Here is a 26,824-nt window from a genome sequence, read left to right as displayed (position 1 = left end):
GATATCGGGGCGCGGCCACAGCAAGACCGCTCCAACAAGAAGACGCATACAAAGGCGCCTCTTAATGCTCAACTTTACCATCAGACGACTGGTGCTGGCCGTACCAACGCTCCTGTTCATCAGCCTCGTCATCTTCCTGCTCCTCGAACTCGCCCCCGGCGACCCGATGGCACAGGTTCCCCTTACCGTCCCGCCCGAAGTCAAAGAGAAGATGCGCGAGGCCCTTGGCCTCGGTCAGCCGATGCATATCCGGTTCTGGAAGTGGATCGTGCAGTTCTTCTGGATCGAACCGCAGGTTCTGGTCGACGCGATGTTCGGCACCACCTTCTCGGAAGGTGACCTGCGTGTGATTTCGTGGCAGACCCGCTCGCCCGTCATGGATATCGTTGTTCAGCGTATCCCGCAGACCCTGTGGGTTGTCGGCACCGCTTACGTGGTCGCCATCCTGATCGCCCTGCCCATCGGCATCTATTCGGCCTATCGCCAGTATTCCTGGTTCGATCAGATGGGGACGTTCGTGTCTATGGTCGGCTTCTCGGTTCCGCCTTTCTTCTCGGGCGTGCTGGTCATCGTGATCTTCTCGGTGCAACTGGGCTGGTTCCCGTCGATCTACGACACGACACATGTGGTCAACGACTGGGACAGCTTTGTCGTCCAGCTTAAACAGATGATCATGCCAGTTATGGTTCTGGCATTGCAGATCACGGCACAGCTCAGCCGCTTTATGCGCGCCTCAATGCTGGACAACCTGAACCAAGACTATGTCCGCACCGCCCGCGCCAAGGGCCTGAGCGAATATACGGTCGTGATGGTCCATGTCCTGCGCAACTCAATGATCCCCGTGGTCACCGTGATCGCGCTGGGTATTCCCGCCATCTTTGGCGGTGCCATCATCACCGAGCAGGTGTTCAAGGTGAATGGTATCGGCCAGCTGTTGATCGGCGCTATTCAGGCCAACGATCTGCCAATGGTACAGACCCTGACCTTCATCTTTGCCGTGTTGATCGTTCTGTTCAACCTGATCGCCGACGTCTTGTACGGCATTCTGGACCCGAGGATTCGCTATGACTGATACCGATAAATCAGACACGCTGATCCCCGACGAAGGCTTGGCCCCCGCCTCGACAGCGCTTCCGACCGCAGGTGTGATGGAGGAGCTGACCACCCCACCTCGCAGCCAGTGGCGCGATGTGTGGGATCAGTTCAAAACCCATAAGGGCGCGATGATCGGGGCCATCCTGTTCATCTTCATCGTCGCCGCGGTCTATTTGGGGCCGTATGTCTGGACCATCGATCCAACCCAGATCGACATCCGCTCACGCAATCAGGGCCCAAGTTGGGGGCATCCGTTCGGAACCGACCAGTTGGGCCGTGATATTCTGGCCCGCATGATGTCGGGTGGGCAGACATCCGTGTCGGTCGGGATCACCGCGATGTTGCTGGCGCTGTTCCTGGGATCATTCATCGGCGTGGTTGCCGGGTTCTTTAAACGTCTGGACGGACCGCTGATGCGTCTGACCGATCTGTTCCTGGCTCTGCCCCTGCTGCCTTTGCTGCTGGTCATGATGCTGCTGTTCCGCGAACCGCTGTCGGCGGCTTTCGGGCTGGAGCGTGGGATCTTCATTCTGATCGTCTGCGCAATTGGCATCACCTCCTGGATGCCTACGGCGCGGATCGTGCGTGGCGACGTACTGGCCATCAAAGAACGTGAGTTCGTTCTGGCCGCACGCTCCATCGGCACCAGCAATTCGCAGATCATCACACGGCATATCCTGCCCAACGTGCTGTCACCGATCATGGTTTCGGCAACGCTTGGAATTGCCACGGCGATCATTACAGAAAGCGCACTGTCCTTCCTTGGTTTGGGCTTTCCGCCCGACTTCCCGACTTGGGGACGGCTGCTCTTTGATGGCGTCGATTACCTGCAGCAGTATCCCGAACGCGTATTCTGGCCCGGCCTGGCAATCTCGCTCACCGTGCTGAGCGTGAACTACCTTGGCGACGGCCTGCGCGATGCGCTGGACCCGCGCATTCGCGGACGCTGAAACACACTCAGTCGGCGCGTCTCAGCGCGCCGGCACATACCACGATCAAGGCAGCCAGCGGCAGCAATACCGCAAAGGCCAGACGCAGCCCAAAGAGTTCGGCAAGAAAACCGATCAACGGAGGGCCGATCAACAGCCCCCCATACCCAAGCGTCGCAACACTGGCGATGGCCTGTCCCGGAGGGACGTTCGGATCATTTGCAGCCCGGCTGAAGGCCAAAGGCATGATCACCGCGTACCCGATCCCCATCGCTGCAAACCCGGCCAGGGCCAGCTCGGGTGTTGCAGCCGAGACCACCGAGAACACGCCAATCGCCGCGCAAACCCCGCCGAACCGTGCCGTGGTCACAGGACCAAAACGGGCGATCACCACTGCACCTGCCAAACGAAACGCCACCATGGTCACAGAAAAAACGGCATAGCCCAAGGCTGCCGTACTTTCGGCAGCACCCGTTTCATCCCGCAGAAAGATCGCGCTCCAATCGGCGACCGCCCCTTCCCCCAATGCCCCGCACAATGCGGTGAAACCGACCAGGATCAACGCGCCCGTAGGCAGCGCGAACACCGATCCCTGCGATTGTTCAGATCTTCGGGAATCCCAACGGACCCAGGACATCGTCAGCGCGAGGGCAACCACAACACCTCCTGCCAGCAGGAAATGCACAAGCACGCTCAGCCCCAACTGCACCGCACCGTAACCGCTTAGCGCCCCCAGACCGGCGCCCAGGCTCCACATCGCGTGGAATGAAGACATGACCGGTTTGTCATGGGCTTGCTCGACCTCAGCGCCCCAGGCATTCATTGCAACGTCCATGGACCCGTGAAAGGCCCCGAAAACAAACAGGAATGCGGCCAAAGCCCAAAAGCTGCCGGCCAGAGCAAGCAGGATCAGGGACAGCGTGTAGAGAACGGCTATGACCCGCGTGATCGCAACCGCACCAAACCGGTCGGTCAGTCGCCCGGTCACGGGAAACGAGCAGACAGCACCGGCAGCCATGAACAGCAGCCCATATCCCAGCGCCTCATGCGTCAGCCCCAGATGATCCCGCACCGCAGGAATGCGCGAGGCCCAGATCCCGAACAGGGCACCATTCAAGATGAACATGGCAGTAACAGCCCGCCATGCAGCCACAATTCCAATCACAGGAAGCCCTCGCGCAGTCGGCCAAACGCCTCCTGTTCTACACCTCCGTCAGGTTTTGGCAATCACCGCCTAGGCAAGCCGCTTGCGAATTCTGCGGACGGCAAACCAGACACACAGCACCACGGGTATCGTAATTGCAGCCGTCAACATCCCTTTACTGACCCCAATGCTGGTGAGCGGATACAGGAAGTAGCTGACCAAAGACACAGCATAATAGCTGATCGCCACGACGGATAGCCCTTCAACTGTATGCTGCAAGCGCAGGGCCAGATCGGCACGTCGGTCCATACTTTCCAGCAGGGCCTGGTTCTGCGCGCTACGCTCTACGTCAACGCGCGTTCGCAGCAGCTCTCCGGCCCGAATAGCCCGATCCGACAGCGCCTTTAGGCGGCGTTCTGCGGATTTCACGGTGCGCATCGCCGGGTCATAGCGGCGCATCATGAAATCAGCAAAGGTCTGCCCCCCTTTGAACCGTTCCTCGCGCAGAACGGTGATGCGTTGGTTGACCAGAGCTTCATACGCGCCTGTTGCGCCAAAGCGGAACGAGCATCGGGCAGATATCGTCTCAAGTTCTGTCGATGTGGTTAACAGCTGCGGCAGCAGCGAGTCCGGAGGCGTGGTGTCATCGGTCATTTCGACCATCAACTCGGTCAGCTTACCGTCCAGCGCTCCGATCCGGGATGACAATTGGTTGACTCGCGCAAAACCCAGCATTGACATCGCCTTGTAGGTCTCAATCTCGCAAAGGCGTTGAACAATTCGCCCTGTGCGACGGTCGCCGGTCCCCTCGCGTACAAACAAGGCGAACCGCATATGCCCCGCCGGGTCTATGCGGAAATCACTTGCGCAGATGGCTGAATCGTCAAGCACTCGCGATACGGCCAGGCTTTCGGGATCGAACCAGTCCAACAATGCATCCTTCACCACCTCGTCTTTGGGGCATGGCACAACACGCAGCAAAACCGAAGTGATCCGTTTGCCGGGACTCTCCTTCAACCAGTCTTCCGGGAAAACCTCGAAATCGGCCGGGTTAAACGGCCGGTCACTGACATTCTGAGTGATCGCCGTATAGGTAACAAATTCAGTGTGCTGTTCCCATTTCAGCCAATGCCGCCCGATCTGCCCCGAGTAATGCGTGACCCCGTCCTTCGGTGCTTGCGCGCCGTGCCGGTCCAACAGGGCGACAAGATGAGCCATATCCTCACCCCGATCCCGCGCAACAGCCGCCTCGGGTTTTTTGACCGCCAGAAAAACCACTGTGCAGGGTGCGCCAGCGACCGGAAATGGGCGGGCATGCAGTTCGTTGGCCAGCGCATAGCGCAGCGGATGGTCATCAATGGGCGTCATTCAGGGCTCCAATTCGTTCAGCACACTATACGACACCTCACGATGACATCAATTATCCATTTATTTCATGCACTTACAAGGATACTACGGTATACAAACCCGCTATCTCATTGATTTGGTTCCCAGAGCTCAACCGGGTTGCCTTCGGGGTCGTGAATACGCGCGAATTTTCCAACTTCGCTGTCCCAGTCTGGATGGGTTTCCACTACGATTCCAGCTGCTTCAAGCTGCGCGGTCAGGGCCGCCAAATCATCAACACGGAAATTGATCATCCACTGCTGCTCACGCCGCCCAAAGTAGTCCGTGTCCTGCGCAAACGGGGCAAAGACCGTAAACCCCTCGCTCTGTTTCCAGGGCACCGGGTCATAATGATTAACGCCCAGATGCTCCTCGTACCATGCGCTCAACGCCTGCGGATCTTTGGCGCGAAAGAACACTCCGCCTATGCCATTCACTTTCTGCATTGCCGACCTCCAGCCGCGTTACATTCAGATCAACCTACCACACCCCACCCGCTTCATCTGGCTAAAAATATCCTGGGGGTTTGGGGGCAAAGCCCCCAAGATAAGCAAAAAAGAAAAGGGCGCCCGCAGGCGCCCTTTGCAATTCGACTGAACCCGTTGATCAATCGATCATCGGCAGCAGCTTGTCCAAGGACGCCTTGGCGTCGCCATAGAACATGCGCGTGTTCTCTTTGAAGAACAGTGGGTTTTCGATGCCCGAATAGCCGGTGCCCTGACCACGTTTCGAGACAAACACCTGCTTGGCCTTCCAGCATTCCAGAACCGGCATCCCGGCGATGGGGCTGTTGGGATCTTCCTGCGCCGCCGGGTTCACGATGTCGTTCGAGCCGATGACGATGGCCACGTCCGTATCCGGGAAATCGTCGTTGATCTCGTCCATTTCCAGAACGATGTCATACGGCACCTTCGCCTCGGCCAGCAGCACGTTCATGTGACCGGGCAGACGGCCCGCGACCGGATGGATCGCAAAGCGAACCTCTTTACCCTTGGCGCGCAGTTTGCGGACCAACTCGCTGACCGACTGCTGCGCTTGGGCAACAGCCATGCCGTAACCGGGGATGATAATCACGCTGTCAGCGTCGTTCAGGGCTGCTGCAACACCATCAGCCTCGATAGCAATCTGTTCGCCTTCAACGGCCATCTGCTCCCCTTGCGGACCACCAAAGCCGCCCAGGATCACACTGACAAAGTGACGGTTCATCGCCTTACACATGATGTAGGACAGGATCGCACCCGACGACCCCACCAGCGCACCAACCACGATCAGCAGGTCGTTGCCCAGCGAGAAGCCAATCGCCGCCGCGGCCCAACCCGAATAGCTGTTCAGCATCGACACAACGACCGGCATATCGGCACCGCCAATGCCCATGATCAGATGGTAACCGATGAACAGGGCCGCCAGCGTCATCAGGAAAAGCGGGAGTAAGCCTCCCGAAGCGGTATACCAGAACAGGCAGATCAGCGAGAGACCCGCAGCGGCTGCGTTCAGCGCATGACCGCCCGGCAACTTCGTTGCAGCGCTGGTCACTTTCCCCGCCAGCTTGCCATAAGCCACAACCGAACCGGTAAAGGTGATCGCACCGATGAAGATGCCCAGGAACAGTTCCACATGCAGGATCGCCAGTTCCGCCGGGGTCTTCTTAGCAATCAGCTTGGCAAAAGCGCCCAGATCAGACAGGTCCGCCTGGCCTGCGCTATCCTTGATCGCCATGACCTGCGCCACATTGCCGATCTCAAAATGCGCGTTGAAGCCAACAAACACAGCCGCCAGACCAACGAGTGAGTGCATCGCGGCAACAAGCTGCGGCATTTCGGTCATCTGAACGCGCTGCGCAACATACTGACCAATGAAACCGCCGCCTGCGATCAGCAGCAGCGACAGCAGCCACAGGCCGGAACCCGGGCCAACCAGCGTGGCAAAGACCGCCAGCGCCATACCGACGATGCCATACCAGACCGCGCGCTTGGCGCTTTCCTGGTTCGACAGGCCGCCGAGCGAAAGGATAAACAGAACAGCCGCAACAACATAGGCTGCAGTGGTGAAGCCAAATTCCATGTGCCCGGCCTCCTTAAGATTTCTGGAACATGGCGAGCATGCGCCGGGTTACGAGGAAGCCGCCGAAGATGTTGATCCCGGCCATGAAGACGGACAGCGCCGCCAGCAGAATGACCAGGAACGACCCCGATCCGATCTGCATGAGCGCACCCACGATGATGATCGACGAGATCGCGTTGGTGATCGCCATCAGCGGTGTATGCAGGCTGTGCGAGACATTCCAGATCACCTGGAAGCCCACAAAGATCGCCAGCACGAAGACGATGAAGTGCTGCATGAAGCTGGCCGGAGCGATCAGCCCCACCAGCAGCATCAGCGCGCCACCAACACCCAGCAGGGTGAACTGCTGTTTGGTCTGCGCCTTGAAGGCCGCAATTTCCTGCGCCCTCTTCTCTTCCGGGGTCAGTTCCTTGACCTCGGGCTTTTTCTGCGCCGCAATCGCCTGCACTTTGGGCGGCGGCGGCGGGAAGGTGATGTCGCCTTCAAAGGTTACGGTCGCGCCGCGGATCACGTCATCTTCCATATCGTGATTGATCTGACCGTCCTTCTCGGGCGTCAGGTCAGTCATCATGTGACGGATGTTGGTCGCGTACAGAGACGACGATTGCGCAGCCATCCGGCTGGGGAAGTCAGTATAACCGATGATGGTCACGCCATTTGGCGTTACAACTTTTTCATCCGGCACGGTGCCTTCCACGTTGCCACCGCGCTCGGCTGCAAGGTCAACGATGACCGAGCCCGGTTTCATCGCTTTGACCATATCCTTAAGCCACAGCTTGGGTGCCGGGCGATTGGGGATCAAGGCGGTAGTGATGACAATGTCCACCTCGGGTGCCAGTTCACGGAACTTGGCAAGCTGCGCGTTGCGGAACTCTTCCGACTGGACCGAGGCATAGCCGCCGGTCGCTGCGCCGTCCTGCTGTTCTTCTTCGAAGTCCAGATAGACGAATTCGGCCCCCATGGATTCGACCTGCTCGGCCACTTCGGGGCGCACGTCGAAGGCGTAGGTGATCGCACCCAGAGAGGTCGAGGTCCCGATCGCCGCCAGACCAGCCACACCGGCGCCTACAATCAGCACCTTTGCAGGTGGCACTTTACCCGCCGCCGTCACCTGACCGGTGAAGAAGCGGCCAAAGTTGTTGCCCGCCTCAATCACGGCGCGATAACCGGCGATATTCGCCATGGATGACAGTGCATCCATTTTCTGCGCCCGCGAGATGCGCGGTACCATTTCCATGGCAATAACATTCGCACCCTTGGACTTTGCCAGCTCCATCCCTTCTTCGTTACCCGCCGGATTGAAGAAGGAAATCAGCGTCTTGCCCTTAGTCAGCCGCTTAAGCTCAGCCTCGGTTGGAATCCGGACCTTGGCAACGATATCCGACGCCTTCCAAAGCGAGGCGGCGGTTTTGACAACCTCGACGCCAACGGCCTCATAGGCCGCATCTGAGAACCCGGCAGCCAGACCCGCCCCTTTCTCGATCAGGCAGTCATAGCCCAGCTTCTGCAATTGCACGGCAGAGTCGGGCGTCATCGCAACCCGGTTCTCGCCGTCCAATATCTCTTTCGGTGTGCCTAGTTTCAAAGGTGCGATCCCCCTAATTTTCGATCCGTTCGCGCGGGTGGTTGGTATTCTTCTTCGTGTTCTGATGTATCTTGCGAAAGATTATTTCGCAAGCGCAGCATCTCTTACGCAGTGTTACAACGGGCGTCCCCTCATATCCAACGCCGGGTCTGACGTTCATATCGGGCAAAATCCACCCGGAAAGTACGACGCAGACGATCCTCTTCGGGAAGGATAAAGCGACGTTCAAGCACCCAAACGAACACAGGAACGAGAACGAGCAACGCCACCGCGTCAAACCGCAGAATAAGCCCCGCCAGTATCAGAACATCGCCCAGATAGATCGGATTGCGGCTGCGTTTGTAAATCCCGGACTGGACCATCGTCGTCGGCGTTTGATGCGGAATGATGGTTGTGCAATGACGTCGAAACTCGACAACAGCCATTACGGCAAGAATGATACCGGCGCCAATCAACAGACCGCTGAGCAGATCGGTAATCGCACCGTCCAGCGAAAGGCCAAACGCAAAGAACCGGCCCTGAACCCAGGCCAGCGCTGCGAAACCAATCAGCCAGATCGGCGGAACATCGATCCGTCGCATACAGCTCTCCTTCCGCGACACAGGTGGAAACATGTCGCTTTTGCGTCACGTCCTACCGCTTTTGACCCCAATTGGCAAAAGCCCAGGATGTCGCATCAATGGACAGGCGGATAGCGATCGGTTAGGCCGAGGTGAACCGCCGATCCGAACCACAATTGAATGAGCCATCAATGACCGATTTTGCCACCACCAAATCCATGTTCGAACTGCCCGATGGCGTTATTTATCTTCATGGCAACTCACTGGGCCCAATGCCGAAAGCGGCAAGAGCGCGCGTTGACGAGGTGTTGGACGACCAGTGGGGCAAGATGCTAAGCACGAGTTGGAACGCGGCGGGTTGGATGGCCTTGCCGACAGAGCTCGGCGACCGCATCGCGCGGCTGATTGGCGCGGAACCCGGCTGCGTCATGGTTGGTGACACACTCTCGATCAAAGTCTATCAGGCGCTCGCATCGGCGCTAGAGCTTAATTCCGGCCGCAGGGTGGTCTTGTCCGACAACGGCAACTTCCCCTCGGACCTTTACATGGCAGACGGCTTGTTGCGTTCACTGGGCCCCGATTACGAGCTGCGTGTTGTCGACCCCGATGATGTCGCGACGCACATCACCGAAGAAGTCGCGGTGCTGATGCTGACGGAGGTGGGTTATCAAACCGGGCTCAAACATGACATGAAAGCCCTGACCGAACTGGCCCACTCTGCCGGTGCGATCCCGGTGGACCTGTCCGGGTGCAAGGCAGATTTTGCCATAGGCTGCACGTATAAGTATCTCAATGGCGGCCCCGGCGCGCCGGGCTTCATCTATGTCGCCCCGCATCTGCGCGACAGGGTGCGGCCTGCGCTATCGGGTTGGCTTGGCCATGAAGCACCTTTCGCCTTTGATCTGGACTATCGCCCCGGTACCGGGATCGAAAGGATGCGCGTCGGGACCCCGCCGGTCATCCAGATGACCGCCTTATCCGCCGCCATGGACATTTGGGATATGGTCGATATCGCGGACGTGCGCGCCAGATCCATTCAATTGACCGAGTTGTTCATCCAGCGGGTGGAACATTCCTGCCCCGATTTGCAACTTGCCAGCCCTCGGGACTCTGCGCTGCGAGGCAGTCAGGTTTCTTTCCGGTTCACCGAAGGATACGCTGCGATGCAGGCATTGCTCGAACGCGGCGTAATCGGAGATTTTCGCGCTCCGGACGTCATGCGATTCGGCTTCGCGCCTTTGTATATTGATGAAACCGACGTTGAAAAGGCCGTGGATATTCTGGCAGACATCATCCGCAACCGTCTGTGGGACAAGCCGGAATTCAAAATTCGCCAGCGCGTTACCTGACCGCAAGCCCAGCCCCCAGCAAGGCGGCCAGTTGGGTAATCCTCTGTTCGAACTCTTCGGCGCTGGTGGCGGTCAGTTTGACCCCTTTCAATGAGCTGGTGATCGTCTTGGCAATATCTTCCGGCGCGGCCTGAAGCTTGACGCGACCGACGCTTTCTTCGCGCCGCAGCCAATCCGCATAGTGGCGGGTCAGCGCAGCCTCGCCCTCTTGCACGATATCAGTCGCCATGGATTTCGTGTTATCCAGCATCTCAAGGCCATGCGGCGATGCAAGAATGGCTGCAAGCCCCTCAACCTGCACCTGGATTGCGTTCGACAGTATCTGGGGCACCGATCCATCTTCGGTCAGCGCCTGTTCGACCAGCGCGACCTTCTTTTCGTAATAATGCCGCGTTAGCGCGCCTACGATCGCTTCCTTGTTCTTGAAGTGCAGATAGACCGCAGGCCGCGACATCCCTGCCCCTTTGGCGATGTCATCCATCGAGGTTTTCCGAAACCCGTAGGTCGCAAAAGCCTGAAAGGCGGAATTCAGGATGGCGGTTTGCCTGGAATCTTCTTGTGAATTTGTCATAAGCGAACCCCTGACATTTTTTGTTTATTTTGTCAATTGACATCCTGACACTTTCCATTAATTATGTCAGAAACCAGCCACAGCCAAGAGAGGTGCGCCATGGCGACCACCCTTAAGATTAACGGTCAGGACCACCAAGTCGATCTGCCTGATGATGTTCCCCTATTGTGGGTCCTACGCGACGAGGTCGGTCTGACCGGCACCAAATTCGGCTGCGGCGTTGCCGCCTGCGGATCCTGCACCGTGCATATTGATGGCGAGGCCGTCCGGTCTTGTCAGGTGGCCCTGTCGGATGTTTGGGGGGACGTAACGACGATCGAGGGGCTGGGCACTCCGGACGCGATGGCGACAATCCAGCAGGCCTGGGTCGATAATCAGGTCGCACAATGTGGATACTGCCAATCCGGCCAGATCATGCAGGCCGCAGCCTTGCTGGCGGAAAACCCCACCCCGACGGATGCTGATATCGACGATGCGATGCAAGGCAACCTGTGCCGGTGCGGCACGTATCCTCGTATCCGCGCCGCGATTCACGACGCGGCCGCCAAGTTGAAGGAGGCGTAACCCATGGCTTCTATTGGTAAAATCCTCCGCCGCACCTTTTTGATCGGCTCTGCCGCCATTGTCGGTGGCGTGGCATTTGGCGCTTATTACGTATCGCGCCCTGCGGCCAACCCGCTGAAACCCGGAAAGGGTGAGACCGCGCTCAGCCCCTTTGTTCTGATCGACCAGCAGGGCGTGACCTTGTTCGCGCCGCGCGCAGAGATGGGCCAGGGGGTCATGACGACCTGGGCAGCCTTGATCGCCGAAGAGCTGGATGTGGAACTCGACCAGATCCGCGTCCTGCACGGACCGGCGGCTGCGGCCTATTACAACACAGCCATGATTGGCGAAGGCCTGCCGAACAAAGGCTATGACGTATCCGACTTTCAGCACAATCTGGGCGAAGCGCTGGGTGTGATCGGCAAGGTTCTGAGCTTGCAGGTCACCGGCGGGTCCACCTCGATGAAAGACGGGTTCGAGCGGATGCGAATGGCAGGGGCCACGGCGCGCGAGACCCTGAAACAGGCCGCAGCCGACCGGCTGGGCGTGGACCGCGCGCAATTGGCAACTGAGAAGGGCGCTGTTGTCGCCCCGGATGGCACGCGCATTCCGTACACGGAATTGGCCGAAGCCGCAGGGCAGATCGAGCCACCCGAGGTCGAGCTGCGCGATCCCGCGAAATGGCGCCTGCTGGGCCAATCACAGCCCCGCGTCGACATTCCGGGCAAGTCAACCGGAACGGCGGAATTCGGCATTGATGTACGCCCCGAGGGGATAAAGTTTGCCTCGGTTCGGATGAATCCCAAACTGGGCGGGCAGATGAATGGGTATGATGCCAGCGCCGCCGAAAACATGCCCGGCGTTGAACAGGTTGTCGATCTGGGCACAGGCGTTGCGGTGATTGCCACGAACACTTGGCTGGCCATGCAGGCAGTTGACGCCATTGACGTGGATTGGGGCGATGCCCCCTACCCGTCCGAGACCGATGCCATCTTTGAACGGATCGCCCAAGCCTTCGAGGACGAGCCCAATTCGACCATGCGCGACGACGGCGATGTGGATGTGATGCCGGATGGTGCGACCGAGGTTACCGCGGAATATACCGTACCCTATCTGGCCCATGCCACGATGGAGCCGATGAACGCCACGGCGCTTTTCACCGGCAACAGGCTTGAACTGTGGTGCGGAAACCAGGCCCCGACCTTTTTGCAAATGCATGCCGCGAATATTGCGGGCTTGGACAAAGAAGCGGTCGAAATTCACACGACATATCTGGGCGGCGGTTTTGGCCGGCGTGGAGAGCTGGATTTTGGCCGGATCGCGACTCAGGTGGCAATGGCAGTGCCGGGTACACCTGTTCAAACCACGTGGACCCGCGAAGAAGACATGCGCCACGATTACTTCCGCCCCGGCGCGATGGCCCGGATGCGCGGCGCGGTGAAGGACGGCAAGGCCGTTCTGATTCACGGCAAGGTCGCTTCGCAGTCCTGCACCCAACAGGCGGTCGAGCGTTATACCGGCTTTTCCGGCGGAGGCCCTGACAAGGTGCTGGTCGAAGGGTTCTTCAACCAACCCTACGCGGTGCCAAATTACCGCATGAGTGGTCATATTGCCGATCTGGATGTTCCGGTTGGCTTTTGGCGCTCGGTCGGCAACAGCCACAACGGTTTCTTTCACGAGACCTTTCTGGATGAAATGGCCCATGCCGCCGGTCGTGATCCTTTGGACTTCCGGCTGGAGCTTTCAAAAACCGAACACGCCCCATCCGCAGGGTGCCTTGAAGCCGTAAAAGAGATGTCCAATTGGACAGGCAAGACTCCCGACGGCGTCGGTCGCGGCGTCGCTCTGACCTACAGCTTCGGCACCCCTGTTGCTCAGGTCATCGAGGTTGTGGAAGAGGATGGAACCATCCGCATCAGCAAAGCGTGGATCGCCTGTGACATGGGTCTGGCTCTGGATCCGTCCGTGGTCGAGGCGCAAATGATCAGCGGAATGATTTATGGCCTGTCCGCCGCCGCCCATGGTGAGATCACCTTTACCGATGGTGAGGTCGAACAGTACAACTTCCCGGATTACGACGCGCTGCGCATGCACACGACGCCGGTGACCGAAGTCCGAATCCTGGAAACCAACAAGCATATGGGTGGCGCCGGAGAGCCCGGAACACCGCCGTCGATGCCTGCGCTTGGAAATGCTCTGTTTGATCTGACGGGCGAACGGGCACGTACACTGCCCTTGAACAAGCAGTTCAATCTGCTGCTCTGACCCATAAATTCCGGCCGGTCCGATCTGCGGGCCGGTCATTTCACAACGATCAGGCCGTTCGCTGCAATTGGCCTTTCCGCCCGCATTGTGTCCAGGCCCGAACCGCCTCGCCGAACGCCTCGAACAGCGGGCGCGAGACGGGGTCGTTGCCTGCATCCCATTCTGGATGCCATTGCACCGACAAGGTAAACCCCGGCGCGTCCTTGACATATATCGCCTCAGGAGTTCCATCCGCAGCGCAGCCATCTACCACGATGTTTTTCCCGACGGCCTTGATCCCCTGTCCGTGCAAAGTGTTCGTCATCACCTCGGGCGCGCCGAATAACCGGTGGAAAACGCCGCCTTCCGTCAGGGTCACAACGTGGCGCAGGGCAAATTTCTCTTCCAGTGTTCCGTCTGGGGGCATGCGGTGGTTCTGGCGCCCAGGCAGGTCCCGGATCTCGGGGTAAAGCGTTCCGCCCAGCGCGACGTTCACCTCTTGGAACCCGCGGCAGATACCCAAAAACGGCTGCCCGCGTGCGACACAGGCGCGGATCAACGGCAACGTAATCGCATCCCGCGCCCGGTCAAAATCACCATGCGCTGCCGTGGCAGCTTCACCATATTCTTCAGGATGGACGTTGGGGCGACCGCCTGTCAGCAGGAAGCCATCGCAAACGTCCAGCAACTCGTCGACCGTGACATAGCGGGGGTCGGCCGGGATCAGCAATGGGATACAATCTGACACGTTCGAGACCGCGTCGGAATTCATCGTGCCACCCGCATGGGTCGGGTATTGATCATTCATCAGATATGAATTGCCGATGATACCGACGATAGGCCGAGACATTATGTTTTCCTGGATCGTTTTCTAATCTTTCAGGAAAGCTAACCAGAGCATCACATGTGAGCAATAGTGCAAGCCCTGCGCATCAGCGCACGTTCTTGTTCAGTCACGCACACGCGGCAAGGTTTTGTACCCTTACTGCGCAGCTCTCGCCAGGTTCATTTCAATGCACATAGGCGAGAACGCAATCAGCAAAACACGGGGCACCAACAGGTTCACCTTACTAAGCTCGGATCAGATCTCACCAACCAGACCAGCGGCTTCTATGCCAGCCAGCGCCGCTGCGGCGTCATTGTCCGAAGTGTCACCCGTAACCCCAACGGCACCGATGACAGTGCCTTTGCGGTCGCGCAGCAACACACCGCCGGGAACGGGAATGACCTGTCCGCCGTAAACCCCGTTCACGGCTGCCATGAAATACGCCTGCCCTTCGGCGCGCTGCATCTGCGCAGTCCCCGCCATACCCAGCATGACCGAGCCATAAGCCTTACCGTGCGCAATCGCAAAACGCCCAGGCGCGGCACTGTCTTCGCGCTCGAACGCGATGACATGCCCGCCGGCATCCAGCACCACCACAGACAGAGGTTTCAGATCCATCTCGCGGCCTTTTTCAAGGGTCTTACGGATGATTGTGCGGGCTTTGCGCAGGGAAACTGCCATGTCGTATCCTCTCAGACTTACAAGTTAGTGGCGGGCCTTAAATTCCAGACGGCGGGCATGCAAAACCGGTTCTGTATAACCAGACGGCTGCACCCGGCCTTTGAAAACCAGATCACAGGCCGCCTGAAAAGCGATGCCGTCAAAGCCTGGGGCCATCGGAATATAAGCTGGATCGTCCGCGTTCTGGTGGTCAACAACGACTGCCATTTTCCGCATCCCCGACATCACCTGATCTTCGGTTACAATGCCATGATAAAGCCAATTGGCCAGTGCCTGAGAAGAAATCCTGCAGGTGGCGCGATCCTCCATCAAACCGATATCGTTGATATCAGGCACTTTCGAGCAACCAACCCCCTGATCAATCCAGCGCACCACATATCCCAGAATACCTTGCGCGTTGTTTTCGATCTCTCGGCTGATCTCATCAGCGCTGAGATTGCGGCCCTCCAGCAGTGGAACGGTCAGCAAGTCATCCAGCGTTCCGCGAGCCCCACCTGCGGCCAGTTCGTCCTGACGCGCCAAGACATCGACCTTATGGTAATGCGTGGCATGCAGAGTCGCGGCGGTGGGCGAAGGAACCCAAGCGCAGGTCGCGCCCGACATCGGATGGCCGATCTTAGCGTCCAGCATGTCGCCCATGCGGTCGGGCATCGCCCACATGCCCTTACCGATCTGCGCCTTGCCCTTCAGCCCACAGGCCAGACCGATATCGACATTGCGGTCCTCGTAAGACGCAATCCACGGCGTGTTCTTGATGTCACCCTTGGGCAGCATCGGACCTGCCTCCATCGAGGTATGGATTTCATCCCCCGTGCGGTCCAGGAAGCCGGTGTTGATGAACGCCACCCGCAATTTCGCGGCGCGGATACATTCCTTGAGGTTAACCGACGTGCGACGTTCCTCATCCATGATCCCCAGCTTCACGGTGTTGCGCGGCAGGCCCAGAATATCCTCGACCATATCGAAAATCTGAACCGAGAAGGCCACTTCTTCTGGTCCGTGCATCTTGGCCCAAGTTCCGCACTTTTTTGCTGAAATCGGTCGAAATTGCCGCTTTCTGGCCGGTAAAGCGTTGATTTTGTTGAGGTGAGTTTCTGGATTTTCGAAGTGGTGCCATAATGTGCTTCCTGAGGGCTTTTCGGGATTCCCAGTGGGGTGCAGCGGTCCTAATGTAGGAACATGTTTATTCGTGAGACCCTGACCCGCCGCCGCGCTGACAAATGCTACCGATCCGTCCGGTTGGTCGAGAATTTTAGAACGGGCCGCAAGGTGCAACAAAAGACGCTCCTGAACCTCGGAGCAGCCTTTCCGATCCCCAAATCGCAGTGGCCCGAACTGGTCGAACTCGTTCAGGCGGGGATTACGGGAGAAACGCCTCTGTTCGATCCTGAACCGGAATTGGCGACAATGGCGGATACCATTGTGCAGAAGTTGCGCAGCCGCGCGTTGGTCCAGTCGGCGGCCGAGGCCCTGGATGGCGGCACAGCAAATATCCGTCTCGACAGCATACAGATTGAAGACGCGCGGTCTGTGGGCTGTGAGCGACTTGCCCTGGCCGCTCTGGAGGCTCTGGGCTTTCTTGGGGTGCTCAAGAATGTCGGCCTGTCGGATCGAGACGCCCGGATCGCCATGGCGCTGGTGATTGCGCGCATGGTGCATCCCGCCAGCGAACGGGAGACTTTGCGATGGTTGGAGACCAACAGTGCCACGTTTGAACTTCTGCGCCTCAATACCGGGCCGGCGCTCTATCTCGACAAGCTGTATCGTCTCAGTGACGGTCTGGTCAAACACCACGAGGCCATCGAAGACGCGCTGTTTGACCGTCAGCGCACGTTGTTCGGCAGTTCCGGTGCGGTGATCTTCTATGACCTGACCAACACCTACATGACCGGGCGTCCAGCGTCCGATCTGGCCAGGTTCGGACGCTCCAAGCAGAAACGGAACGACTGCCCTCTTGTCACGCTCGCGATGGCCACCGACGAGGGCGGCTTCCCGCGCCGCTCCAGCGTTCTGCCCGGCAATGTCAGCGAACCCGGCACGCTGTTCGAGGCGCTGGACAGCCTTGCCACACCGGAGGACAAGGACAAGCCCACGGTCATCATGGATGCAGACATCGCTACCGAAAACAACCTCGCCGAACTGCGCAACCGGGGCTATCATTGGATCACGGTCAGGCGGGGTGGGGTCAAGCCGGATCAGGCGGATGCTGCAGGCGCGCGGGATCCTGATGCAACGATCGAGACCAGATCGGGGCATGAGGCGCGGATCTGGAACCTGTCCCACGAGCCTGAGAACGAAGCGCAACTCTGCATCTGGAGCCAGGCGCGACAGGAGCGTGATGAAGCCATTCTGGCCAAGAAGCGGGACGCCTTTGAGGCAGAACTTACCGCCTTGCACGACGGCTTGAGCAAGCCGCGCTCCGTCAAGACATACGACAAGGTTCTGGAGCGGCTCGGGCGTTTGCGGGAACGCTACGCTATGGTCAATCAGCATTATGACATCCGCGTCACAAAGGGTTCGGATGGCAAGGCCAGCGCGGTGACATGGGTACCCAATGCGGCATTCAATACACGCGATGCCCGCGCGGGCCTCTATGTGCTGCGCACCAGCCACACGGAATGGGGCCTTGAGAAGACGGTGCGCACCTACTGGCGTTTGACCGAACTCGAAGCGACGTTTGAGACGCTCAAGTCTGAACTCGGCTTGCGCCCGATCTGGCACCAACTGTCCAGGCGGATCGAGGGCCATCTGTTCATCGCGGTGCTGGCGCTGTACGGCGTCAATGTCATCCGGACCCGTCTCGCTGCGCAGGGGGTCCACGACAGTTGGGCCTCTGTGCGCAACAAGCTCGGTCGCTGGCAGCGGGCCACCACGTCCTTCACCTCCGTCGACGGCGCACGGATCGAGGTCAGAACGGACGCTCGGCCAGACCCGGTGGCGGCAGGGGTTGCGAAGGCGGCGGGCGTACCATACGCGCTTGAAAGGCGTATCCGGAAACTGAAAAACCCGTAACGGTCGAGGCCATTCCAACCGACCTCCTGACGCACAAAATGTAGTGCCATATCGGGCTTTTCCGAAAATAAAATCGTTTTGTATCATGACCTTATGGAGCCGTGTATGTCAAATTTGCTGAACCTGGGTTGGGTTTCACCACGTAGACCGACCCTTCGACCGAATTGCCGCCTTCGCGCTTGAGATCGTGCATCGCGATCAGCGTCGTGCACAGCGCGTCCATCAGTCCCTCACCGATCTCATTGCCCTCACCATCCAGAACGGCTGGGTTTGTCATCAGGTGGCCGACATTGCGCACCAACATCAACGAACGACCTTTCAGCGTCGACGGTTCACCGCCGGCGTTGGTGTAGCGCAGGTCATCCGCCAGTTTGCGGGTAAAGGTTTTGCCGCCCTTGGTGACCTCTTCGGTCAGGTCGCCTTTCATCAGGCCCAGCCAGTTGCCATAGGCCACGACTTTGTCAACAGCGTCGACGCAAGCCACCGAGTCCTCGCAGTCCATGATCGTAGACAAAGCAGACTCCAAACGGATATCCGCGATACCCGCCGGATCAGACGCACCGATGGTGCTGCCCGGGTCGATCACGATCTGCACGTGCAGACCATTGTTCTTCAGCAGAATAAAGTCCGGCTTGTCCGCAGCACCGCCAAAACCGACAAACGCGGCAGGATCGGCCAAGGCCGGAACCAGCGCACCACCGTCGATACTCAGGCCGGTGATGTCAGCCCACGACCCGTCTGCCAACGGCACGGCATCGTCCAGGAACGCTTTGGCCCACGCAATCACCTGCGCGCCGCGCTCTGAGCTATACCCACCCTTTGGAGGCAGATCACCCATCGCATCAGTGCCATAAAGCGCATCATACAAGCTGCCCCAACGCGCATTGGCCGCGTTCAGTGCAAACCGGGCGTTGTTGATCGGCACCACCAGCTGCGGGCCGGGCGTCATTGCGATCTCGGGGTCGACATTGGCGGTTTCGATCTGGAACGCCTCGCCTTCCTCAACCAGATACCCGATCTCGCGTAGAAATTCCTGATAGGCATCGGCGTCATGGGATTGACCTTTGTTGGCCAGGTGCCACCCGTCAATACGCGCTTGAACTTCAGCCCGCTTATCAAGCAACGCTTTGTTTTTGGGCCCCAGTTCAGCAACCATACGAGACAGGCCGGACCAGAAGGTATCAGGGGAAACATCCGTTCCCGGCAGAGCCCGGCTTTCAACGAAATCCGCCAGCTCGACGGCAATTTGCAAACCGTTCCGGTTTTCCCTGCTGCTCATCCTCGATATCTCCCGCATTTGTACGCCAAGGTATACACGCCTCAATTAGGCCGGAAGTTTCCGATAGGCAACATGTCTTGATCTTCGTATTGCACCGCGCGCACTGAAACATGGCGTCACCACGCGGACTACTCGGCTTGCAGGGCCGCGACATAGCCCATAACGTCGCGCCAGAGATAACTCATACGAGGCCCCCGATGCGCGACGCTGCCCCGACCACGATCTATCTGAAAGACTACACGCCCTTTGGCTATCTGGTGGACAGCGTGCATCTGACCTTTGATCTGGCCGACCACGCCACCCGCGTCACGTCCCGAATTGCCTTCCGCCCCAATCCCAACGCCAGTGATCCGACCTTCTTTCTGCATGGCGAAGACTTGACCCTGATTAGCGCAACCATCGACGGCGTCGATATTGCCCCGGATGTCACCGACAAAGGTCTGACCGCCGACGCTCCTAACGTGCCGTTTGTCTGGGAGGCAGAAGTAGAAATCGACCCCGGAAACAACACCGCGCTGGAAGGTCTTTACATGTCCAACGGCATGTATTGCACCCAATGCGAGGCCGAGGGGTTCCGCAAGATCACTTATTATCCCGACCGCCCGGACGTGATGTCCACCTTCACGGTGCGGATCAATGGCGACTTGCCGGTGCTGCTGTCCAACGGCAACCCCTCGGACAAAGGTGACGGCTGGGCAGAATGGACCGATCCATGGCCCAAACCCGCTTATCTGTTTGCGCTGGTCGCGGGCGACCTGATCGCCCACCCCGGCCAGTTCACCACCATGTCGGGACGTGACGTGGAACTCAACCTCTGGGTCCGTCCCGGTGACGAGGGCAAATGCGCCTTTGGTATGGAGGCGTTGAAGAAGTCGATGAAATGGGACGAAGACGTCTATGGCCGCGAATACGATCTGGATGTGTTCAACATCGTCGCGGTGGACGATTTCAACATGGGCGCGATGGAGAATAAGGGGCTGAATATTTTCAACTCTTCCGCCGTGCTGGCCAGTCCTGAAACCTCGACCGACATGAACTTTGAACGGATCGAAGCGATCATCGCGCATGAGTATTTCCACAACTGGACAGGCAACCGCATCACCTGCCGCGACTGGTTCCAGCTGTGCCTGAAAGAGGGGCTGACCGTGTTCCGCGACGCTCAGTTCACCTCGGACATGCGCTCGGCCTCGGTGAAACGTATCCACGATGCCATCGACCTGCGCGCGCGGCAATTCCCCGAGGATAATGGGCCATTGTCACACCCGGTTCGACCAGAAAGCTTTCAGGAAATCAACAACTTCTACACCTCAACCGTATATGAAAAGGGCGCCGAGGTGATCGGGATGCTGAAACGGCTGGTCGGCGACGACGCCTATGCAAAGGCGCTTGATCTATACTTCGACCGCCATGACGGGCAGGCCTGCACAATCGAAGACTGGCTGAAAGTGTTCGAGGACACTACCGGTCGCGATCTGAGCCAGTTCAATCGTTGGTACAGCCAATCCGGAACACCGCGTGTATTCGTCTCGGACGACTGGGTTGATGGTACCTATACCCTGACGCTCAACCAAAAGACCGAACCGACACCAGGGCAATCCGAAAAACTGCCGCAAGTGATCCCGATCGCCGTTGGCCTGCTGAATGATAACGGCGATGAGGTGCGCGCGACCGAGGTACTGGAGTTCACTGAGGCTGAGCAAAGCTTTACCTTCTCAGGCCTGGCCGCCAAGCCGACGCCGTCGATCCTGCGTGAGTTTTCAGCGCCTGTGATCCTTGAACAGGATCAGACCGATGCGGTGCATGCCTTCTTGCTGGCCCATGACACCGATCCTTTCAATCGGTGGCAGGCCGGAAGATCCCTGGCACAAGAGGCTTTGATAGGGATGATCCTGCGGGATGCAGCCCCAAATGCTGATTATCTGGACGGGCTGTTGGCCGTGTTAAGGGATCAGACGCTTGACCCGGCCTATCGCGCGCTGATGCTTGGTCTGCCGACGCAGTCGGAATTGGCCACCGCATTACACCAAAAGGGTAAGACGCCCGATCCGATGGCGATCTGGACCGCAGTCGAAACCTTGCGTCAAGCTACGGCGCAACACATGCAAGACCTGCTGCCGCGACTACATGCCGAAGCCGAGGTTGATGTGCCTTATAGCCCGGATGCCGAGCAATCCGGCAAGCGCGCCTTGGGCAGCGCTGCCCTCGGGCTCACATCCCGATTGGATGGCGGGGTCAAGGCGGCTGCGGATTATGCCAAAGCGGACAACATGACCCTTCAACTGTCTGCGCTGGCGTGCCTTTTGCGGGCCGGAAAGGGCGAGGCGGAACTGGCGGCGTTTTACGACCAGTGGCAGCATGACCGGCTGGTGGTCGACAAGTGGTTCGGGTTGCAGGCCTCAATGGCGCACCCGGACAGTGCGGCAGACATAGCGCGTGACCTGACCAAGCATGCCGAGTTCAACTGGAAGAACCCGAACCGGTTCCGGGCTCTCATGGGCTCGCTGGCAATGAACCATGCCGGGTTCCACCGTCAGGATGGTGCGGGCTATGCGTTGCTGGCTGAATGGTTGATCCGCCTTGATCCGGTGAATCCGCAGACCACGGCCCGCATGTGCAGCGCCTTCCAGACGTGGAAACGGTATGACCGTTCCAGACAAGCCCAGATGCGGGAAAACCTGACCCGTATTGCGGAAACTCCGGATTTGTCACGGGACACGACCGAGATGGTTTCGCGCATTTTGGATGCATGATGCAGGCTGATCCCGCCTTTACATTCACGCGCCACAACCGCTCTCAACGAACGATTGTGATTTTGATCTGCATTTACGCGGTCCTGATCGGCATGGTCATCGTTTTGAATGCTGCCTGGTGGATTATGGCCTTGTTGGCTTTGACCACGATACCTGCAGTGATGGATGTTGCGCGAGACACAACCGCAGGTATCGAGCTTGGGCAAGACACGCTCAAATGGCACAGCGGCGGCAGAGAGGGCCAATTGAAATTGGCTGAGGTCAAACGGTTCAGATTCGACACCCGCTGGGATTTTTCGGTGCGGGTTTCGGCCATTCTGCAGTCCGACAAACGGGTCCGTCTTCCGGACGAGTCGCTGCCACCCCATTGCGAATTCGAGGATGTTCTGAAACAGGCAGGTTTCGCTGTTGAACGCCACCATTTCAGAGCTTTCTGAAACGATCTTTCAACACTTTCATTCTTTGTTCGCGAACTCGACCCAATAAGACCTCATTTCCTTGAGTTTTTATTAAATTGCAGCCAAGCTTTCCCAAGTTTCAATTGAGTTCAGTACGAGTTTTGCCATGTTTCGGTCCCTTAAGGCTTTGACCGCCCGCAGTTCCACACCAAGCCCCACAGACGCGCCAAAGGTGCAGGTTATGGATGAGGCCTCGGTTTTCTACGACGCCGGGCAACTCAATATTCCAGTGGCCAAACCCGGACCAGAGGATCGTACGAGTCGGCAAATGATCGAACGCGGCCGTCATCTGGCGCGTCAGGATCTTTGGACCCAGCTTTCCGATGAAATGCGCGCGGCAGATGAGGCGCGGAAAAAAGCACCGTGTGGCCAACCCATCGCGGATTTGCTAGCCTTTGGCGCCCGTGCAGACGTGGTGTTGGCGGTAGAGCAGGCGCTTGCAGACGGCGTCGCCTTTGTGGATTACGACCTTCTGTGCGGGATTTCTGAACTGGAAACCGAGCTTATGGACCATCCCGATGACCCGATGATCGGTCTTGTCGTGGCATTGGCCCATATCGATCTGGCCTGGGCGTGGCGCGGAACTACGCGCGACGCGACAGCCCAGCCACAGCACTGGTCTCGCTGTGCTGCGCATTTTGACCGGGCTGCAGCCCTTTTGCCCAAATGCCGCGCCGCCGCACCAGACAGCCCTGCTGTGGCGGCTGCGGAATGTGCTTTGCTGGCGGGGCAAAGCCGGAGACACGCCCAGGTCGCCAAAAAATACGAGGCGCTGATTTCTCTGGACCCTCAGAACCACCGCCACATGCGGGCGATGGGCAGCCATCTGTTGCCACGCTGGTTCGGCAGCTATCAAGAGCTTGAATTGCAAGCCCTGCGTCACGCGGCGCTGACACATGATGTGTGGGGCGCGGGCGGGTATACTTGGGTGCAGTTTGACGCAATCGCCCTGGACCCCGAGGCCTGCGCGCGGGTCGATGTCGACTATTTCCTGGATGGGTTGCGTGACATCGTTGCCCGGCGTCCTGATCAGCAGATGATCAACCTTTTGGCTGCCTACTGCGCGATTACAATCCAAAAGGGCCTTGGTCGCAGCGAAGCGGCCGATCTGGTGCGCGCGGAACTCCGCGCGGCCGCAGATTGGCTGATCCGCGATCACATGACCGAGCTGCACCCCCTGATCTGGGCGCACGCCGCGGACGGGTTTAACAACAGTGTCCGCATCCCCTCGGCCGAGCGGTTTGCGGCCCGTGGACATCGCGACGCGTTGCAGGCCATCGCCGACCTGTTCCGGGACGAACTGCGCAGCGGTCAGAGCATCACTTTCACGCCGTCGGGCCTTCAGTTTTCCTGAAACGGGCAGGTCGTCCGCTATGACGACCCCATTCCCCCTTGCCCCTAGGCCGCGCCGGGCCTAATACGCAGGCTTAGACTTCTGCGGAAATGAGGCGCGCCATGCTCGACCTGACATACGAAATGCCCAAACCCAAAACCATCGCCGGGACCAAGCACGATTGGCAACTGGTGATCGGGATGGAGGTGCACGCTCAGGTCTCATCCAACGCCAAGCTGTTCTCGGGCGCGTCGACCCAATTCGGGGCCGAGCCGAATTCGAATGTGGCCTTTGTGGATGCCGCGATGCCGGGCATGCTGCCGGTGATCAATGAGTTCTGTGTGGAACAGGCCGTGCGTACAGGGCTGGGCCTTAAGGCGGATATCAACCTGAAATCGGCCTTTGACCGCAAGAATTACTTCTATCCCGACCTGCCGCAGGGTTACCAGATTTCCCAGCTCTATCACCCCATCGTGGGCGAAGGCGAAGTGCTAGTCGAAATGGGCGATGGCACTGCGCGCATGGTCCGTATCGAACGCATCCACATGGAACAGGACGCGGGCAAGTCGATCCACGACATGGACCCGCATATGTCCTTTGTCGATCTGAACCGGACCGGTGTTTGCCTGATGGAGATTGTCAGCCGTCCCGACATTCGCGGGCCGGAAGAGGCCGCCGCCTATATCGCCAAGCTGCGCCAGATCATGCGGTATTTGGGAACTTGCGACGGTAACATGCAAAACGGCAACCTGCGGGCGGACGTGAACGTATCGATCTGTTTGCCGGGTGCCTATGAGAAGTACCAGGAAACGCAGGACTTCTCGCATCTGGGTACCCGCTGCGAGATCAAGAACATGAACTCGATGCGCTTCATCCAGCAGGCGATTGAGGTCGAGGCCCGCCGCCAGATCGCCATCGTCGAAGGGGGTGGCAAGGTCGATCAGGAAACCCGCCTGTACGACCCGGACAAGGGTGAGACCCGCTCGATGCGGTCGAAGGAAGAAGCGCATGATTACCGCTATTTCCCAGATCCCGACCTGCTGCCGCTGGAGATCGAACAGGCATGGGTCGATGACATTGCAGCCAAGCTGCCCGAACTACCCGACGACAAAAAGGCGCGGTTCATCAGCGAATTTGGCCTGACCGATTATGACGCGTCGGTGCTGACCGCCGAAGTCGAAAGCGCTGCTTATTTCGAAGAAGTCGCCAAGGGCCGCAGCGGCAAACTGGCTGCGAACTGGGTGATCAACGAGCTGTTTGGCCGGTTGAAGAAAGAGGATCACGACATCACCGAGTCGCCGGTCTCGCCCGCTCAACTGGCCGGGATCATCGATCTGATTTCATCGGATGCGATCTCGGGCAAGATCGCCAAGGACCTGTTCGAGATCGTCTATACCGAAGGCGGCGATCCGGCGCAGATCGTCGAAGAGCGCGGCATGAAACAGGTGACCGATACCGGCGCTATCGAAGCCGCTTTGGACGAGATCATCGCCGCCAACCCGGCGCAGGTCGAAAAGGCCAAGGTGAACCCGAAACTGGCAGGCTGGTTTGTCGGTCAGGTGATGAAAGCCACCGGCGGCAAGGCCAACCCGAAGGCCGTCAACGAGCTGGTCAGTAAAAAGCTGGGCGCGTAAGTCCCATTTCACAGGAATGAGCGGAGTCCGGCCATTGGCTTGACTCCGTTTCTTTTTGCGCTCTTTCTTCCGCACCAGAGAGGTAGGTGCCATGCAGAACAGATTTGATCAGGAACTTGAAACGCGCCTGATGCGATACGCGGCAATCGACAGCCAAAGCGATGAGACCTCGGCCTCGACCCCCAGCAGCAAAATCCAGTTGGACGTATTGAACCTGCTGCACGACGAGCTGACAGAAATCGGTGCACAGGACGTGGAAATCACAGGCGATAGCGTTGTGGTGGCGACCATTCCCGGCACCGCGCCGGGGCCGACCATCGGGTTTCTGGCCCATGTGGATACGGCACCTCAGTTCAATGCGACCGGCGTCAAACCTCGGGTGATCAAGGGTTACAACGGCGGTGAGATCACCTTTCCTGACGATCCTGAACTGGTTCTTTCGCCGGAAGAACACCCCTATCTGGCCGAGAAGATCGGCAACGATCTGATCACTGCTTCGGGCACAACTCTGTTGGGCGCGGATGACAAAGCTGGTATTTCAATCCTGATGACCATGGCCCGGCATCTGATTGAAAACAATGAGATCGCGCACGGACCGATCCGGATTGCCTTCACCCCCGACGAAGAAATCGGACGTGGGGTGACGGAGCAACTTCCCAAAGATTTGAAGGCGGATTTCGCTTACACGCTGGACGGGCAGCAGGTTGGCGAGATCGAGTATGAAAGCTTCTCGGCTGACCGGGCGGTGATCAGGATCACCGGAGTTTCGATCCATCCCGGACTGGCCAAAGGAAAGATGGTCAATGCCGCACACTTGGCGGCGAAGATCGTGCAGACTCTGCCGCAGGCCACGCTGACACCCGAAGTCACCGATGGGCGCGAGGGCTTTATTCACATAACCGACATGAATGGCGGCTCGTCCGAGATGGAGATCAAGCTGATCCTGCGGGCTTTCGAGATGGACGGGCTTGAGGCGCAGCGCGAAATCATTCGTCAGGTCTGCGCCGCCGTGCAGGCCACCGAGCCACGCGCCCGGATCACCCATGAGATATCGCACCAGTATCGCAACATGCGCTATTGGCTGGAAAAGGACATGACTCCGGTCGATCTAGCGCGCGATGCATGTCGTGAGTTGGGGATAGAACCCGTTTCCGTTCCGATTCGCGGCGGCACCGACGGTTCGCGATTGACCGAGTTCGGCACCCCTACCCCGAACCTTTTCACAGGGATGCAGTGCATTCATGGGCCGCTGGAATGGATCTCGGTTCAGGACATGGCGCTTGCGACCGAGCTGTGCCTGTCTCTGGTCGGTAAGGCAGCGCAGGGTTCCGGCAACAGTGCGGGTTGAATTTCGCCAAAACACGAAGTTCGCTTTTTCCTGCGT

The 26,824-nt window shown here is 58.7% G+C and carries 20 protein-coding genes and 2 pseudogenes; 11 read left to right on the top strand and 11 right to left on the bottom strand.

Going from position 1 to position 26,824, the window contains the following annotated elements; genetic code table 11:
• The first annotated feature begins 64 nt into the window (after positions 1–64).
• Complete coding sequence (locus tag ACP0GE_RS17070) at positions 65–1,072, top strand: ABC transporter permease (RefSeq protein WP_424833110.1); 1,008 nt, start codon at positions 65–67, stop codon at positions 1,070–1,072.
• A complete protein-coding gene (locus tag ACP0GE_RS17065; RefSeq protein WP_424833109.1) occupies positions 1,065–2,045 on the top strand; it encodes an ABC transporter permease in 981 nt (326 codons plus the stop codon). The genes ACP0GE_RS17070 and ACP0GE_RS17065 overlap by 8 nt, the downstream gene beginning before the upstream one ends.
• A 7-nt stretch (positions 2,046–2,052) precedes the next feature.
• Here the strand turns inward: ACP0GE_RS17065 and ACP0GE_RS17060 are convergent, their stop codons facing one another.
• The 6 genes from ACP0GE_RS17060 to ACP0GE_RS17035 form a co-directional block, all read right to left on the bottom strand.
• Entirely contained in the window at positions 2,053–3,150 is a 1,098-nt protein-coding gene (locus tag ACP0GE_RS17060; protein ID WP_424833108.1) for an MFS transporter, read from the bottom strand.
• 108 nt (positions 3,151–3,258) lie between these two features.
• Entirely contained in the window at positions 3,259–4,536 is a 1,278-nt protein-coding gene (locus tag ACP0GE_RS17055; protein WP_424833107.1) for a DUF3422 family protein, read from the bottom strand.
• Between the two features lie 107 nt (positions 4,537–4,643).
• A complete protein-coding gene (locus ACP0GE_RS17050; protein ID WP_424833106.1) occupies positions 4,644–5,000 on the bottom strand; it encodes a VOC family protein in 357 nt (118 codons plus the stop codon).
• Positions 5,001–5,160: 160 nt separating this feature from the next.
• Positions 5,161–6,615: an NAD(P)(+) transhydrogenase (Re/Si-specific) subunit beta gene (locus tag ACP0GE_RS17045; protein ID WP_424833105.1), complete on the bottom strand. Its 1,455-nt coding sequence runs from the start codon at positions 6,613–6,615 to the stop codon at positions 5,161–5,163.
• Between the two features lie 13 nt (positions 6,616–6,628).
• A complete protein-coding gene (locus ACP0GE_RS17040; RefSeq protein WP_424833104.1) occupies positions 6,629–8,200 on the bottom strand; it encodes a Re/Si-specific NAD(P)(+) transhydrogenase subunit alpha in 1,572 nt (523 codons plus the stop codon).
• Positions 8,201–8,331: 131 nt separating this feature from the next.
• The gene (locus ACP0GE_RS17035; RefSeq protein WP_424833103.1) at positions 8,332–8,781 is read right to left on the bottom strand and encodes a methyltransferase family protein; all 450 of its coding nucleotides are present in this window, start codon (positions 8,779–8,781) and stop codon (positions 8,332–8,334) included.
• A 170-nt stretch (positions 8,782–8,951) separates the two neighbouring features.
• Here ACP0GE_RS17035 and kynU point away from each other — a divergent pair, with 170 nt between their 5' ends.
• Complete coding sequence (gene kynU, locus ACP0GE_RS17030; protein WP_424833102.1) at positions 8,952–10,109, top strand: kynureninase; 1,158 nt, start codon at positions 8,952–8,954, stop codon at positions 10,107–10,109.
• On the opposite strand, the gene ACP0GE_RS17025 is transcribed toward kynU, so the two are convergent.
• On the bottom strand, positions 10,102–10,680 hold the full coding sequence (locus ACP0GE_RS17025; protein ID WP_424833101.1) for a TetR/AcrR family transcriptional regulator: 579 nt from the start codon (positions 10,678–10,680) through the stop codon (positions 10,102–10,104). The two genes, kynU and ACP0GE_RS17025, sit on opposite strands and share 8 nt — an antisense overlap.
• A 99-nt stretch (positions 10,681–10,779) precedes the next feature.
• On the opposite strand from ACP0GE_RS17025, the gene ACP0GE_RS17020 reads away from it, so the two are divergent.
• Together ACP0GE_RS17020 and ACP0GE_RS17015 are read left to right on the top strand one after the other, a co-directional pair.
• On the top strand, positions 10,780–11,244 hold the full coding sequence (locus ACP0GE_RS17020) for a (2Fe-2S)-binding protein (protein ID WP_424833100.1): 465 nt from the start codon (positions 10,780–10,782) through the stop codon (positions 11,242–11,244).
• 3 nt (positions 11,245–11,247) lie between these two features.
• Positions 11,248–13,488, top strand: a complete 2,241-nt coding sequence (locus ACP0GE_RS17015) for a molybdopterin cofactor-binding domain-containing protein (protein ID WP_424833099.1) — start codon at positions 11,248–11,250, stop codon at positions 13,486–13,488.
• A 49-nt stretch (positions 13,489–13,537) separates the two neighbouring features.
• Here the strand turns inward: ACP0GE_RS17015 and ACP0GE_RS17010 are convergent, their stop codons facing one another.
• From ACP0GE_RS17010 to ACP0GE_RS17000, 3 genes and pseudogenes are all read right to left on the bottom strand, one after another.
• A complete protein-coding gene (locus tag ACP0GE_RS17010; RefSeq protein ID WP_424833098.1) occupies positions 13,538–14,317 on the bottom strand; it encodes a gamma-glutamyl-gamma-aminobutyrate hydrolase family protein in 780 nt (259 codons plus the stop codon).
• A 231-nt stretch (positions 14,318–14,548) separates the two neighbouring features.
• Positions 14,549–14,974 (bottom strand): GlcG/HbpS family heme-binding protein, encoded by a 426-nt coding sequence (locus tag ACP0GE_RS17005; RefSeq protein WP_424833097.1) that lies wholly within the window; start codon positions 14,972–14,974, stop codon positions 14,549–14,551.
• A 24-nt stretch (positions 14,975–14,998) separates the two neighbouring features.
• Positions 14,999–15,982: pseudogene (locus ACP0GE_RS17000) on the bottom strand (malate synthase G); the annotation flags it as partial.
• 171 nt (positions 15,983–16,153) lie between these two features.
• Here ACP0GE_RS17000 and ACP0GE_RS16995 point away from each other — a divergent pair.
• Positions 16,154–17,986, top strand: coding sequence for an IS1634 family transposase (locus tag ACP0GE_RS16995; protein WP_424833096.1), 1,833 nt, complete (start codon positions 16,154–16,156; stop codon positions 17,984–17,986).
• Between the two features lie 130 nt (positions 17,987–18,116).
• On the opposite strand, the pseudogene ACP0GE_RS16990 reads toward ACP0GE_RS16995, so the two are convergent.
• A pseudogene (locus ACP0GE_RS16990) lies at positions 18,117–19,265 on the bottom strand (malate synthase G); the annotation flags it as partial.
• Positions 19,266–19,462: 197 nt separating this feature from the next.
• On the opposite strand from ACP0GE_RS16990, the gene pepN reads away from it, so the two are divergent.
• The 5 genes from pepN (at position 19,463) to pepT (ending at position 26,788) form a co-directional block, all read left to right on the top strand.
• The gene (gene pepN / locus ACP0GE_RS16985) at positions 19,463–22,015 is read left to right on the top strand and encodes an aminopeptidase N (protein WP_424833095.1); all 2,553 of its coding nucleotides are present in this window, start codon (positions 19,463–19,465) and stop codon (positions 22,013–22,015) included.
• The gene (locus ACP0GE_RS16980) at positions 22,015–22,452 is read left to right on the top strand and encodes a hypothetical protein (protein WP_424833094.1); all 438 of its coding nucleotides are present in this window, start codon (positions 22,015–22,017) and stop codon (positions 22,450–22,452) included. Before pepN ends, ACP0GE_RS16980 begins: the two co-directional genes overlap by 1 nt.
• 127 nt (positions 22,453–22,579) lie before the next feature.
• Positions 22,580–23,827 (top strand): hypothetical protein, encoded by a 1,248-nt coding sequence (locus ACP0GE_RS16975; RefSeq protein WP_424833093.1) that lies wholly within the window; start codon positions 22,580–22,582, stop codon positions 23,825–23,827.
• A gap of 101 nt (positions 23,828–23,928) precedes the next feature.
• Positions 23,929–25,440, top strand: coding sequence for an Asp-tRNA(Asn)/Glu-tRNA(Gln) amidotransferase subunit GatB (gene gatB, locus ACP0GE_RS16970; protein ID WP_424833092.1), 1,512 nt, complete (start codon positions 23,929–23,931; stop codon positions 25,438–25,440).
• 91 nt (positions 25,441–25,531) lie between these two features.
• Positions 25,532–26,788, top strand: coding sequence for a peptidase T (gene pepT, locus ACP0GE_RS16965; protein WP_424833091.1), 1,257 nt, complete (start codon positions 25,532–25,534; stop codon positions 26,786–26,788).
• Positions 26,789–26,824 lie beyond the last annotated feature (36 nt).

This window comes from Ruegeria sp., assembly GCF_965243365.1.
Taxonomy (GTDB): domain Bacteria; phylum Pseudomonadota; class Alphaproteobacteria; order Rhodobacterales; family Rhodobacteraceae; genus Ruegeria.
Note: the sequence above shows the minus strand (reverse complement) of the source record. Positions and strands in the feature narration are given on the sequence as shown.